The organism is Lunatimonas sp. (genome assembly GCF_020832325.1).
Classification (GTDB): domain Bacteria; phylum Bacteroidota; class Bacteroidia; order Cytophagales; family Cyclobacteriaceae; genus Lunatimonas.
In genome coordinates this window covers 21,255-35,994 of the sequence record NZ_JAFIEU010000017.1, presented here as the reverse complement: position 1 = coordinate 35,994, position 14,740 = coordinate 21,255, and the positions used below count along the sequence as shown (strand labels likewise).

The window sequence follows — 14,740 nt, the reverse complement described above, 5'->3', positions numbered from 1 at the left end:
ATTTTACCTAGCAGAACGAAAATTAGTTGATTCAAGAACGGTTTCAAAATCTCCTGACGCTTACTCGTTAAAATATATGTCCAAAGCCAAAGAAGAATTGTCCTCCTTCCCTACTCTGCGCATAGTCTAGCCGCAGGATGGTCGACTGATTCCAGGCGATCCTGCCTCCTATTCCGGGAGCACCACGAAAGCTATTAAGCTGTACATCACTTAGCCCTTCCCAAACGGTCCCAAAATCGTAGAACGGAGTCACCCCCAACGCAAAATGTTGGTTGAACGCATTGAAGTCGTGCAGCTTTGCCCGCATTTCCAGATTGACTAGACCTACCGTCGGGGCTAAAAATCGAGCTTCCCGAAAGCCCCGAAGGGACCGCCCACCGCCAAGTACCAAAATACCCCCGGCTTCCGCTTGGGACGAAAGGTCCCACATCTCAATAAAATTGATGTTGGATCCGAAAATATGCCCAAAGGCAGCAAGTCCTGCAAAGGTCAATCTGTTCCGGTCGTTGTTCCATCGGTGAAACGTGTGGATAAACTGGCCCTGTACCATAAACTTATTGAAGTTAAAATCTGACCCCAGCCATGGTGCCGAGTACTCATGGGAATACTGGAGAAATACACCCTTAGACGGATCGGGCTCCAAGTCCCTGGTATCGTAAATAAGTGCTCCTGCCAGCATAGAGGTAAACTTATACCTATCGGAAAAGCCGGAAAGGTTAAACCGGTCCCAAGTCCCGTCATTGATCTGTCTATTGACCAGGGTCTGACGCTGCTCCGCGTCCACGGAGGCACCATTTGCCAGAAAAGCCTCTTCTGCAATTCTTCCTGTATAATCTTCAAAGGAGGTAAACAAAGCCTCGTAACCAAACATCAACCGCAACTTCCCTCCCATTTCAACTCGCTCTCCTAGGGCATTGAACAACAACTCCCGCTGTATAAACTGATTGTAGTGGGTATCTGTCTGCAAGCGTCCCCCATTTCCAGGTACGGCGATCTTCAGGTTTTCTTCATAATCGGAAACACGATTAAACTGTCGCACACCGCCCTCGGCTCCGGTAGACTTATCCTGAAAACTCAGGTTGTTCAATGATTGCCTTCCAATACCCCAGTATTGCGCATTCGGATCCTCCCAGACGACGGCATCTGCCCGCAGTCGCCACTTGGAATTAAATATATAGGGCACGTCCAAGTTTACAGCAGCTTTGATACGCCCATTTTCGAAGACAAAGAGTTCGGTATTGATGCTGTACCGATAAGGTGTGTAGTAGAAGAAAGGGTCTTCCTTGGTTTTATTCTGGAAGAAAAACACATTTCCACCCACACCAAATCCCCGAATGGGGTCAAACTCAAATCTCGGTAGTCCGGTGACAAAAAACCCTTCCTTCTTGTTCAGAATATCCTCTTTAGAAAGCTTTTTTTCATCGGCCACAAAGAATGGCTGGCTGATCGTATCTTTAATGATCAGACGATCGGCATTCTTGTGCTGCAAAATCTCTGTATTGGTCAGCGGTGCTTGCTGAGCAAACCCGGCAATGGACAAAATGAATAAAATGAGTGTTTGAAGCTTTTTCATCGGTAAAATATTTTAGTTGGTTTATTAAAGTCCTAGTAATGTTACTGTTACCGTGAAGTAGATAAGCAATCCGGTAATATCTACTACGGTTGTAATAGCGGGTGAGGCAGCAACAGCTGGATCACCTCCAAAGCGTTTGACCAGCAATGGTAGCCCCGCACCAATACAAGTGGCAGATACTACCTGAAGTGAGAGCGCTGTACTGATCACAAAGGCCAATTGAATAAGTGTATACTCTGCGGGAATACTCGTCTCCCAGCTCAGAAAAAGAACCTTTAGAAAGGCCAACACTCCCAAACAAACAGCGAGCATGGTGGAAATCTTAAACTCTTTAAAAACGATTTTTAACCATTGCTTCGGACTAATCTGGCCCAATGCTAAGGCTCTCACGATGACTGTCGCAGCCTGAGAACCAGAATTCCCTCCGGTATCTGCCACCATTGGCATGTAGAGCGCCAAAATGATCAAGGCCTCCAAGGTGGATTCGAAGCAATGTATGATCATCCCCGAGATAATTCCTACCGCTGCGAGTGAAACAATCCAAACCACCCGCTTTCGGAAATGCTGCATACTCGACGTATGGATGTAGTCATTTTCGGAGCTTTCGGTCATGATACCCATGAACTTCTCCATGTCTTCGGTATGCTCTGCCCGAATGACCTCAATGGCATCGTCTTGAGTTACAATACCCGCTAGTTGTCCCACATGGTTCAATACCGGAATAGCCAATAAGTCATAATCCTCAATCTTCTTGGCCACCAGTTCCCTGTCCTCATCTACCGTGGTAAAGACAAACTTTTCGTGGAGAACCTCCGAAATCAATTGGTTGGGGGAGGCCATGATAAGGTCCTTAAGCGAAACAAAGCCGACCATTTTCATCCGATGATCCACCACGTAGATATAATAAATCATCTTTTTCGAAGGAGAGTCCCGCCTTACTTTTGCCATGGCGGAATCTACCGTCATACTGGCCTGTATGGTGGCAAAATCGGTACTCATGATTCCTCCGGCCGTATCCGGCGGATAGGAACTTAGCTTGATAACATCCTCCCGAGCGGCCTTACTCAAATACGGAAGAATCGAAGCCTGCTCCTCCTGAGACATGTGCTGGTACAAGTCACATCGGTCGTCAGAGGCCATATTCTCAAAAATGGGCGCAAAGCGCTTTTTGCTGGTCTTTTGGAAGAAACTAAGCTGCCGGGTGATTTCAAAATGCGAGAAAACCTTTGCCTGCACCTGCACGTCGAAAGACTCAAAAGCCTCCAGTATACTGCCCTCCTCCAAAGATCCCAGCACTTCCGCTACTTCTACCGAAGGCATTTTATGAAACGTTGGAATCAGTTCTCTAACTTTTTGCTTCTGAGACATAACTATCCATTTTTCCTTCATCCTTATTCCTCCCTTAATGTTCGTGCTGTTCCCCTTCAATCTCCCAGGTCACCTCCATCACTCCATACTCCAAAAGCAGTTTTCCTGCCAATGTTTCCATGATTCGGTCGCTGTTGCCGTTTGAAACAATCCGTGCCTCCACATAGGCGAAATTCGGGTTTCCGTTATCAAAGCTCTTCAGTGACTGGAGACGAAGATGTCCGCCTGCCTTTATCGTATCCAGCAGGAGGACCCTCAGGTGATTCTCGACCTTGTCTAGGCATTTAATCCGGAAAACGTAGAAAAAAGTACCTGTATGGGTGTCCTCAGGAGTATCCGGAAGCGCGTTTACCTTCCTTCCTATGGGTCGAAGTAGCAGGTGGGCAAGCATCACCGCTCCGGCTGTGATCGCCGCTTCGGTATATAGACCTACCCCAGAAAGTGAACCTACCGATGCAGAACACCAGATGGTAGCCGCGGTATTTAGGCCCTGTACGTTAAGACCATCCTTCATAATGACACCAGCTCCTAAAAACCCAATGCCGGTTACAATCTGACCTGCTACCCGAGAAGGGTCACCGCTGTCACCGGTAAGCGAAACCGACAGCAAAATAAATGCTGCCGCTCCCAAGGATACCAAAGTGTTGGTTCTTAACCCAGCGCTTTTCTGCCGGTACTGCCTTTCAAAACCGATAGCAGCACCCAGTAGAAAGGCAAGTCCTAGCCTGATTACAAATTCAAAGATTGTCATAGTGCACCTCCTCCTGTATGGCCTAGCGTGTAGCCAATACCAAGTGGTACCGACTACCTCACTGCCTGATCGACGATTTTTGGGAACTGTAGTCCATGATGTCGTTTACATTACATCACAAAAGTAGTCGGTTCAGGTGGTAGATCGCTTTAAGAACCTGTTAGAAAAAAATTAGAATTTCATTAGAATCCGGAGGATTAAAAAAAATACATAGATTGGACAAATACGGTACGAATCCAACTTGCTATCGCAGTATACCCGATACGTTCTATTCGCCTTTCACGTAATTTCGCCAATTGTGCTGTTCCTTGAAACCCAATACCTCTCGGATCTTACGGTTGGAAAACAAGGCTTCGTTCTCCTCCAAGTCCCGAGTAACCGGCACACCAGGGAAAAAACGCTCCAATAACATCTTGTTCGGAAGAATTGCTCCGTTATGATCATTGCCAGCATTGAACACCTGATATCCTAGGCCGTCTTTCTTAATACATAAATCTACTATCTGCCCCAAGTCACGCGCATCGATGTAGCAGAAGGCATTCCGCCTCCTCACCTCGGGGTTTTTGAAGTAATGAGGAAACAAAGCTTCATATTCATGAGGCTCAATCACATTCCCAATTCGAAGGGCATACATATCCACGCCAGAACGACGCTGAAAGGCACGGGCGGTCTGTTCATTTACCACCTTTGACAGGCCATAGCTGTCCATCGGATCCACGTCGTAATCCTCCTCCAAAGGCAAGGACTTGGGATCGGTTTTTCCATCTGAAAAACAGATCCCATAAGTGGTCTCCGAAGATGCGATAATCACTTTTTTGATGCCTAGCTTCACTGCCGCTTCAATCACGTTGTAGGTTCCTACCGTGTTTACGCGAAAGGTTTCATTGTCCGGGTTGATCAAGATTCGGGGTACAGCAGCAAAATGCACCACCGCGTCAAATTGGGGTACCCCATTGCCGTATTCCAACTCATCCAACCCAGCGTAGGAACTCATGGCATTAAACATTTGACCGGAATCGGTGATATCGGCGATCAGGTTGTCCACCCCAGGATAATCGAGGGGTTTTAAGTCTACATTCAGGACACGGTATCCCTTGCCCAAAAGGTAAGGAATCACATGTTTGCCTGCCTTACCCGATCCACCGGTGAAAAATACGCGCTTATTGTTCATGTGTCTATATTTGTTTTTCAAAGGTCACATGGAATCTCGCATGGTTGACAGTCATCCCAGTGAGTGACGGCTACGTCATGCTCGATTTCATCATTCTTTTCCGTGAAGGTCCGAAAATTTAGCCAAAAGTGACTGATACATCCCAGTCCTTTCTTCAAAAAGTATGTTCAAAAGAGACATCTTTTTTAAGCGGATAAATATCCAGGGACACAACGGGCAACTATGGCTGTGCTTTGGCGCATTTGGGATATGGGCTCAATCGAATGCTGCTTTGCATCGCATATCCATAATTGGGATTTTTTTATGGGTTTGCAGCATGTATGCTAGCTCATACAGCCCTAGAAACCTGAGTTGTTATATTGTTAGGCATGCGAAATTTTATGATCATGGATGAAAGAATGGTCAAACCTCCAATCAGGTAAATAGCGTACTCCACTCCAAATAAGTCTGCCGTCACGCCAGAGATAACAGCACCGAAGGCATACCCCAGATCTCTCCAAAGTCTGAAAGTACCAATGCTTTCTGCCCGTTGCCTTGGGCTTGTGGCCTGCGCAATGGTGGATAAGAAAGTCGGATATACCAAGGCTGTTCCCAGTCCCAAAAATGCCGATAGGAAGGTAAGGGCATAAAAGCCGCTGCTTAACGGAATCAGCAATATCGCCAAGCCCTGAACGAGCATTCCCCAAAAGAGCATGCGTTTTTTTGAAAAATGATCTGACATTTTGCCGGTAAATAGTTGTCCAATGCCCCATACTGTTGGGTAAATCGCTGTGATAATACCGATGTGGGCATTGTCAAAGTTGAGGCCAAATAAAACAATCGGAAGCAGCCCCCAGATCATTCCGTCGTTGAGATTGTTTACGAGTCCAGCTTGTGTTACGGCGCTCAGGGTCTTATTTAAAAAAGTCGTTTGCAAAAACACGTTATCAAGTTGGGCGGTGGTATCACCTATACTCTCCTTTCGGACAAAAGGGCTCGTATCTTTAACCCAAAGTGCCGTCATGACAAATCCAACGAGCGATAAAAAAATACCGATGTAGAACGGATAGGGTGTAATGCCGTAGGTGTTTGCAATAAAACCGGTAAAAAAGGCTACAAGACCCACAGCTAGGTAGCCTGCAAACTCATTTAAGCCCATCGCCAATCCGCGATCTTTTTCACCCACTAAGTCTATTTTCATCACTACCGTGCTGCTCCAGGCAAAGCCCTGACTTATTCCCAACAACACGTTGGCAAAGATCACAAACGTCCAGCTGGGTGCGTGCATCAATATAAAAGGAATGGGGATCGCCACAAGCCAACCAAACAGCAGCATATTCTTCCTTCCAAATCTATTGGCCAGCCTTCCGGTAAAATAATTTGCGATTGCTTTGGTAATACCAAATGCGGTGATAAATGAAAGTATAGCCGTTTTTGATTCGATACCAAACGCTACATCGGCAAATTGCGGAATAATGGTCCGCTCCATACCTACCATACCTCCTACAAAGGCATTTATGATCACCAAGAGGGTGAACTGCTTCCAGTTCTCCCTCAGGCCGAGTCGTATATTTTCCGTGTTCATCTGATTCAGTTTCTTTTGAAATACAAAGTTCTCAAAGATCTGCGACACCACACTTTACAAATGATAACTAATCAGCGAACTTCGGACCTTATTCTACTGAGCGAAACCTGGGTGATCCCTAGATACGTGGAGATATATTTCAAGGGGATTTTCTGGACATAGTCGGTGGTTTCCAAAAGCTCCAAATACCGTTCTTTTGCGGATTTAAACTGAAAACTTTCAATACGCTTTACGGTGTTGACGTATTCCCTTTCAAAGAGCAGCCTAAACAAACGTTCTATATCGTGGTGCCGATCGTAGAGTTTAAAAAGTGAATCGGAATCAATACTGATAATGGTAGTCTTGTCAATGGCTTGGATACCCTTTGAGGTAGGTCTTCCGGTAAAAAGGCTTTCGGCCCGGACGATAAGTTCATTTTGAAAGGCAAAATGCTCTGTAATATCATTTCCATCCTTATAGTAGAAAATACGGGCACACCCATCCTTTACCACATAAACAGTCCTACACCTGCTGCCTATCTCCTGAATCACCTCGTTTCTAGCATATAGTTTCTCTTCGATCACTTCCGCCAAAGCATCCTTCGAAGTGGTGTCCAGTCGGTTGACACTGTCAAAATAATCAAAAATCGTCATCATATCTCCGTGAAACCATATTCTAAAGCTATTCCGATTTGCATCTTTCCCATATGACCCAATGCTCGATTTTATCTAGTTGTTAAAACGAGGTAAAATCATTGACATTACGAGGTAAACTCAAACCGGTACGGTAGCTGCCCTATAAAAACGAGTCCTTGGGTTTTAATTGGTAGGCCAAGTTAACAAAAAGTAAACAGCAAGGTATAAAGTGACAGAAAAGAATACTAGGAATGGGATATTGTGTGCTAGGTATCAATTTACTATTTCAAGAAGTATTGATCTTAAAGAATTCCTGCCCGCTGAAAGGGTTCAATTCACTCACTTCGCAAACCAACGTGTAGGTATACCGAAACCAAGAAAAACCGCACTGTAAGATGCACTGCTTTGGAAATCAACCGTCAGATCCTGCGCCGAAAAAACCTCCCGCCTTCCGTCAAGCTCCTGAAATCCTTGGTGATGACGCACACCAAAAATCAGGTAATTCTTTCCTATATCCCTGCGTACACCCAGCTCCAACCGACCACTTAGGCTGGTTCTCATCAAAGAAGCTTGCGGCGGGTTACTGGGACCAAAAAAACCAGGAGCTTCTCTGTTTAAGGCAAAACCTACAGAAGGCTGAAAATAAAACCCGGTTTTCCCACTTTTCCGGCTATACCGTAATCCAAGCGCATAATTACCAAAATCATTGGAGTACCTACCGTCTCGGGTTTCGATGGTCATCCCATTGGTTTGGGATACCCGCTGTCCCACAGGTCTGTTAAAATACTCTCCTTCAACCAACACCTGCAGGTGACTGGACATGCGACTCAGTACACGTAATCCCACGTGATACCATCCGCTAAAAAGAAAAAAGCAAGGCGTACCGCCTTAGAAAACAACTAACTCGGTACACCTTGCTTCGGTATTAGCTCATATCGGGCTAATATCCGGGGTTTTGTGGTAGTAAATTTGGGTTTCTTAAAATTTCACCCGCTGGAACAGGGAGGATCGCTTTGTTTCGATCTGTAATTCCCATCACGGATGCCAGTCGGTCGGTACGCACCAAGTCAAACCACTCGTGACCTTCATAGCAGAGCTCCAAACGACGTTCTTTATACAATGCTTCTCTGAAAGCCGCGATTGTGGGTGGAGCAATAGGGCCTAGCCCTGCCCTACGCCTCACTTCGTTTAGCAGGTCGACCGCCTCCGAATTGGGGAAAGCCGTTTCTGCCAAGGCCTCGGCTTTGCTGAGAAGGACCTCCGCCAATCTAAACACGATCACATTGTCATCTCTGCTGCTTGTTCGGAAATACTTACGCATGTAGTTTCCGTTATTGGCAAAACCAAAGGTAGCATCCTTGCGTGAATCCCCAACTTCGTATGCATTGTAGATGTCCGGATTCACTTCGATCACTCGGTTTCCGCCCAGCGATCCGGGTAGGAAATTGGTCGCTAGATTGTTTTGTACCTGAGGGTCGTAATTAATTTCCAAAATCGACTCCTCCGAGTTCTTGTTACTGAACAGTGCCTCGTAGGCCACGGTCAAACTACTTCCTTTGGAACCAATTACCCGATTTGCATCCTGAATGGCTTGGGCATATTCTTTTCTAAACAGATAGATCCGTGTTCCCAAGGCATACGCCGCATTCTTTGTGGCCCTGGCTTTGGTGGCCAACGCCGTCGAAAATGACTCGGGAAGGTTGGCTTTTGCAAAATTCAGGTCCTCAAAAATCTGGCTATATACTTGGGCTGTAGGATTTCTCGCTATTTGAAGAGAGGGAATGTCCGGGCTGGTGGTCGGCGTGGTGATCAGCGGCACATCTCCGTAGTTTCTAACTAAATTAAAGTAGACAAAGGCCCTCAGAAAACGGGCTTCTCCCAGCACTTCATTCTTCTTTTGCTCATCCATACCTGGTATTTCCGGTACGCGGGCAATGACCACATTGGCCCGGTTAATCAGCACAAAATGCTGATTCCAGTAGGTTTCGTACCAAGGATTGTCGTCCAAAAACAACAAGTTGTTCATTTGCTCAAACTGCCTGTTTAGCGCAGTCCCCAGGGTGTTTTTGGTTGGCAATTCGGGAAAAACCACATAGTTAAATCCCAATTCGGCGAGCTGTCGGTAAACTCCAATGATGGCTGCCTCCGCATCAGACGGCCGTACAAACAACTGCTCATTGGAAACAGCGTCCAACGGCTCCTGGTCGATCACATTACAGCTTACACCGACGACCAGGAAAAGAATTAGTTGATAGATTAGTTTCTTCATTTGATTCGATTTTAAGTTTCAAAGGATCTGTGAAGTATCGCATGTAGGATATTCATTCCATCGCGTTACAATTACGTCATACCTGCTGCGGGCAACTTCACTACCGTATTTTTTTTAGAATGTCAGGTTAAGACCCATGGTATAGGATCTGGCCTGTGGATAGGAACTGAGGTCGAAGCCCAACCTGGAATCGTCCTCATACGCATTCACCTCCGGATCATATCCTCGGTACTGAGTGAAGGTAAAGAGGTTTTGGCCTGCAAAATAAATGCGGAGGTTGCTTACTCCCAACTTGCTCAATGCCTCTCCTTGGAAATTATACCCGAGGGATATGTTCTTGATACGCAAGAAAGATCCATCCTGCAACACCCTATCAGATACAGATCCATTTCGGTAGGGGTCGCCCCAAGCAGCTCGGTGTAGCGTGGCTATGTCTCCCGGTTGGCGCCATCTCTCTCTTGCGAGGGTAGAAGAGTTAAACCAGGTATGCAGCCTGCCGTAAGAATACTCCGCTTGGTTGAAAATCTCGTTGCCATACACAAAGTGTAGAAATACGGAGGCGTCAAAGTTCTTGAACACAAAGGAGTTCGTCAAACCGCCGATAAACTTGGGTTGTGCACTGCCAATTACCTGCACATCCTCGGTAGTAGAGGCAAAAGGGATGTTGTCGTCTCCGTTTAGGTCCTCAAAAATATAATCTCCCGTTTCCGGATTTACCCCTAAGATCTTCCATCCATAGAAAGTACCCAGTGGGTACCCTTCTTTTACAATACTGGCGTATCCGTTGAAACCCAAAGGCCTGGGTCCACCGGGCAGGCGCGTTACCCTGTTCCGGTTAAACGCGATGTTAAAATCGGTGGTCCAGCGAAAATGCTCCCTTTCCACATTCACTGTGTTCAAAAGCATTTCAATGCCACGGTTTTCGACATTACCCACATTTTGAAGGGAGCTAACAAATCCGGAAGTTCGGGGCAGCAAAACCTCGAGAAGAAGCCCCGAAGTTTTCTTCAGGTAGGCATCCACTGTCAGGTTTACCCGATTTTTTAGTAGATTGAAATCCACACCAATATTCGTTTGCTCGGTAGTTTCCCATGTCAAATCGGGATTGGCCAACTGGGTAGGTGCCAGACCACTCTGACCGATGTAATTAAACCCACCGCCGGAAAGACCTCGCGACGTAAAGTTCCCAATTTCCTGATTCCCTGTACGACCCCAGCTAGCCCTTACCTTCAGGTCCTCTACCCAGGTTTTATCTTGAAGGAAGGCCTCTTGACCTAATCGATAGGAAGCAGAAACCGAAGGAAAGGTACCGTATTTGTTGTTTTCGCTAAATCGGGAGGACCCGTCTACTCGGTAACTCGCCGCGAAGTTAAACTTGTCTTTGTAGCCGTAATTGAACCGGCTGAAGTAAGATACCAATCCCCAACTACTACCTGTTGATGAAGAATTTTTGATGGAAGCAGACCCCAGGGTGGGAATACTCTCCAGCGCGAAGTTTGAACCGGAAGCAATCGTCCGACTAAACACCGACTCCTGATTCGAATATCCCAACAGGGCGCTGATCCGGTGGTCTGCACCAATCTCGCGGGTAAAGTTCAACGTGTTTTCATTGATCCAACCGATGTCCTGGGTATGGCTGTTCGTTCCCGTACCGTTGGTAGTTCTTCCCAGCACGGTCAGGTTATTGGGTGGTACAAAATAAATCTCCTCCAGGCTCAAGTAATCGACTCCAAAGGTACTGCGCACCGTTAGTCCTTCCAATATCTCAAAATCAATGTACGTATTGCCCAATACCCGATTGTTAAAGGCCTCGTTGGTAACCTGATCGGCAATCAGCAAGGGATTGTCAATATTGCTGATATAGGGATCATTTGGATTAAGGCTTCCATCTGGTAGGCGTGCAGGCACAGCTGGGGACTTTACAATAGCTACAGCTACGATACCTTGCCGATCACTGGTACTTACCCGATCGGTCTTGGAGCGGTTGAGGCTAAGGCTCACTCCGGCTTTCAAACGGTCATTGATATGTTGGTCAAAGTTGAAACGAAAATTCCCCCTTTTGAATCCACTTCCTATCACCACTCCCTGTTGGTCTAGATAGCTTCCTGACAAGAAATATTGCGAACGCTGGGTACCCCCAGACAGGGATAACTCATGGTTTTGAATGGGCGATGAACGAAAGATTTCATCCTGCCAGTCGGTAGTCGGGAGCGCAGATGGATCCGCAATGGGCTCGGTCCTACCCACATTCCGGTTGGCCTCGTTGATCAGCTCACCCCATTCAGGACCATCCAATAGCGGGATGCGCTTGGCTACCTCCTGAAATCCGTAATAGGTATTGTAGCTGATGCGTGTAGATTCTGCTGCACCACGTTTGGTGGTGATAATGATCACACCGTTTGATGCTCTGGACCCATAAATCGCAGCAGCGGAGGCATCTTTCAACACTTCAATGGACGCAATGTCGTTGGGGCTGATGTTGGCAAGCGGGTTTTGCTGTACGGATCCTGCCGCCGCACCGCTGTAATTGCCCGTATTGATAGGAATACCATCCACCACGTACAACGGGTCATTTCCACCGGTAATGGAGCTTGCCCCTCGGATCCGAACAGTAGACCTACCGCCTGGCGTGCCCGAATTCTGTGTTACGTTGACACCGCTCACCCTACCCTGTAGTAGCTGCTCGGGACCAGTAATCGGCAGGTCAGCCAACTTCTTATCTCCGACAGAGAGGGAACCAATTGCACTGGTGATGTCCTTTTTACTTTGGGTACCATATCCTACCACCACTACTTCATCCAAACTGCGGCTGTCCAATGTCAAAGCAACGTTAATCACCGACTGATTGCCTACCACAACCTCCTGGACATTGTATCCGATAAAGGAAAACTGAAGTACCTCACCCGCGTTGACTGTGATGCTGTAACGGCCGTCGATATCGGTGGAGGTTCCCCGGGCCGTATTTTTTACGATTACCGTAGCACCGGGCAGTGATTCGTTGGAGGCAGCGTCGGTCACCCTACCGGTCACCACCACTTCTCTAATTGCTGTGGTTACTGCCGGTTCGGACAAAGCTAACGTTACTAACTTTTTAACAGTGATGGTTTCGCCAATCTGTTTAAAGCTAAGTTGCGCCTGTTGCCCGATCTCTTGTAAGACCTCCTCTAAGTTACTTTCCAAAGAAGCCATTTCGATACGCTGCCCCGTGTCTAATTTGCCTTCAAACACAAACTTGAACTTGCTCTGCCGTTCAATAGTCCGGAAAATCCCGATAAGGGTATCCGAATCCTTCACCAAAGTAATCTTGGTGTCCTTCATTATCTGGGCATCCGAATGAATGGCCCAAACTACGCCCGAACCCACATAAAATAGGATTCCGATCAAACACATGTGTAGCGTTATCCTCATAAAAAGGACGAGTAACTTTTTTTTCATAGTTTTGTCATGGTTAGTGTGTTGTTGATTTCCGTTTTGGAATACTGCTAACCGCTGGGGTGGCGCTATGCCAGTAGCGTCACTCCCTTAGCAGTTTCCGTCTTTTGCTGTTAATCTTTTTCCGGTTAGTTCATAGTTTATTCCAGTTGCATAGGTTATTGATTCCAATATTTCCTTCAGGGACATCTGCGAATACGTTCCAGTGATTTGGCAACGCCCATTTAACTCTTGGATGTCCAAGTACTCCAGTCCATACCATCGCTGTAGCGCGTAAAACACCTCCTTTATCGGTTGTTGCTTGAAGATGATGGTTCCTTCCACCCAAGCAAAGGCTTCTGCCGGGTTTATCAGACGTACCTTGCCAAATTCCTGCGTGGCAGCAACCTCCAGTGCCTCGTTGACTCGAAGCTCCTGCTGCATTTTCGACTCCTGCGCATCTATCACCGAAACCCTACCAGACCTCACTGCGATGTACTGGGGTTCACCCTCGAAAGCACGGATAGAAAATGAGGTGCCCAATACCTTGGTTTCTAAACCAGCCGTGTGTACAACAAAAGGATGTACGCTGTCTGGCTTTACCTCGAAATAGGCCTCTCCCTCCAAATGGATGATGCGGTTTTCCGAAAACTGACGGTGAATGGCCAATGTGCTACCGCCATTCAGGAATACCGTGGATCCATCCGCTAGGGTGATGGCCCTGCGGACACCGTATGGGTTCTCCAACCGCTCAAACGGCTGTTCCATGGACACTTGCTCCTGCTGATCCACCGTAGACGGGCGCAAAATCCCCCCAAACCAGCCAACCAGGAGCATCGCAGCGACAGCAGCCCACCCGACCGCTTGAATGAGTTTCCGCCTCTCTCCCCGCAGACCCAACCTCCGTTTCAATACGGAGAACCTTGCCGCAGGGAATTCTTCGGAACCAAGTTGAGGGAATTTCTCCTCCTGTTTCGAATACCAATGGTCCAGTTCCTCGCGCTCGGCTGAGGAAAGATTACCACGTAGCTCCTTTCCAATCAATTTTGCTATTCGATCGGGTACCTTCATTAGATGCTGTTTATACTAGTAAGTGCAAAAAAGAAGGCCATACTACCCTTCGCCCACGTTAAAAAAAAATTATGCCTTCCGTGGGAAAGTTAACCTTTTGGTAATACGAGGCTAATTGGTTATTTCACTGCCTACAAAACGTAAAAAATCAACGTACTTCCCCACCAAAAAATAAAGTGTTTCAGTTCGGCTTTGATGAAAGTCAAGCTTTGGTGAATCTTGTTGTGAACCGTCTGGGGGGCAAGCTGGAGTTTTTCTGCAATCTCCTGAGTACTCAAATTGCCAAAACGGCTGAGCTTAAAAATCTCCCTTTGACGGGGAGGTAGTTTTTCAACCACTACCTCTATGCGGTGGTAAAGCTCCTCAAAGGACAATAGGTCGCTTTCATCTTGCATGTGTTCTGCAAGTCCTGAGCTCTCGAGGTCACAGGACTGCTGCCGGCGATCTATCACGCGGTAGACTTGGTACTTCACCGCTGTGAGCAAATAGGCCTTCACATTGCTGTGCACCACAATTGCTTTTCGCTTGTTCCAAATATCCACAAAAATATCCTGCACCAGGTCCTCACAAGTGGACACATCTCCTAACCGTACATAGGCATGTTTGATCAATTGGTCCCAGTAGCGATGATACAGCTTCTGAAAAGCCTGAACATCGTCTGACGCGATCAAAGAAAGTAGCTCCCTATCCGACTCAAGCATGTATGGTGATGATTATTCGTTGACAAGATAGTGGCAAATCGAAAAGCTAGCTATATTAGTCCGTTTATGAAATCATTAACTCTGACCTACCGTTCCGGTTTCGAGGTATTAAGTTACGCATTTTAAAAAGTATACCAATTTAAAGGGGTAAAAAACTACAGTAAAAAAATCAGGTAACTAAAATTCAACCTTTTAAAATTAAGAAAATAATATTTTTAATCATACCTGCCCTGTGTGTGAGTACCTC

Annotated in this window: 11 protein-coding genes; all 11 read right to left on the bottom strand. The window is 46.7% G+C overall.

The annotated features are described in order from the left end of the window. Positions 1-67: 67 nt before the first annotated feature. The 11 genes from JJU34_RS06080 to JJU34_RS06030 all read right to left on the bottom strand — a co-directional run bounded on the left by JJU34_RS06080 (position 68) and on the right by JJU34_RS06030 (position 14,493). Complete coding sequence (locus tag JJU34_RS06080; protein WP_228691442.1) at positions 68-1,573, bottom strand: DUF5982 domain-containing protein; 1,506 nt, start codon at positions 1,571-1,573, stop codon at positions 68-70. A 24-nt stretch (positions 1,574-1,597) separates the two neighbouring features. Beyond that, a complete protein-coding gene (mgtE, locus tag JJU34_RS06075; protein ID WP_228691441.1) occupies positions 1,598-2,941 on the bottom strand; it encodes a magnesium transporter in 1,344 nt (447 codons plus the stop codon). Positions 2,942-2,975: 34 nt separating this feature from the next. Further along, the gene (locus tag JJU34_RS06070) at positions 2,976-3,692 is read right to left on the bottom strand and encodes an MgtC/SapB family protein (RefSeq protein WP_228691440.1); all 717 of its coding nucleotides are present in this window, start codon (positions 3,690-3,692) and stop codon (positions 2,976-2,978) included. Between the two features lie 268 nt (positions 3,693-3,960). Then, entirely contained in the window at positions 3,961-4,863 is a 903-nt protein-coding gene (locus JJU34_RS06065; protein WP_228691439.1) for an NAD(P)-dependent oxidoreductase, read from the bottom strand. A gap of 328 nt (positions 4,864-5,191) precedes the next feature. Further along, the gene (locus JJU34_RS06060; protein ID WP_228691438.1) at positions 5,192-6,427 is read right to left on the bottom strand and encodes an MFS transporter; all 1,236 of its coding nucleotides are present in this window, start codon (positions 6,425-6,427) and stop codon (positions 5,192-5,194) included. Between the two features lie 71 nt (positions 6,428-6,498). Next, the gene (locus JJU34_RS06055) at positions 6,499-7,062 is read right to left on the bottom strand and encodes a Crp/Fnr family transcriptional regulator (protein WP_228691437.1); all 564 of its coding nucleotides are present in this window, start codon (positions 7,060-7,062) and stop codon (positions 6,499-6,501) included. Between the two features lie 318 nt (positions 7,063-7,380). Continuing rightward, positions 7,381-7,863: a hypothetical protein gene (locus JJU34_RS06050; protein WP_228691436.1), complete on the bottom strand. Its 483-nt coding sequence runs from the start codon at positions 7,861-7,863 to the stop codon at positions 7,381-7,383. A 118-nt stretch (positions 7,864-7,981) separates the two neighbouring features. After that, the gene (locus tag JJU34_RS06045; RefSeq protein WP_228691435.1) at positions 7,982-9,310 is read right to left on the bottom strand and encodes a RagB/SusD family nutrient uptake outer membrane protein; all 1,329 of its coding nucleotides are present in this window, start codon (positions 9,308-9,310) and stop codon (positions 7,982-7,984) included. Positions 9,311-9,424: 114 nt separating this feature from the next. Continuing rightward, positions 9,425-12,745: a TonB-dependent receptor gene (locus tag JJU34_RS06040; RefSeq protein WP_228691434.1), complete on the bottom strand. Its 3,321-nt coding sequence runs from the start codon at positions 12,743-12,745 to the stop codon at positions 9,425-9,427. A gap of 87 nt (positions 12,746-12,832) precedes the next feature. Further along, entirely contained in the window at positions 12,833-13,792 is a 960-nt protein-coding gene (locus JJU34_RS06035; RefSeq protein ID WP_228691433.1) for a FecR domain-containing protein, read from the bottom strand. A gap of 131 nt (positions 13,793-13,923) precedes the next feature. Beyond that, positions 13,924-14,493 (bottom strand): RNA polymerase sigma-70 factor, encoded by a 570-nt coding sequence (locus JJU34_RS06030; protein WP_228691432.1) that lies wholly within the window; start codon positions 14,491-14,493, stop codon positions 13,924-13,926. Between the last annotated feature and the right edge of the window lie 247 nt (positions 14,494-14,740).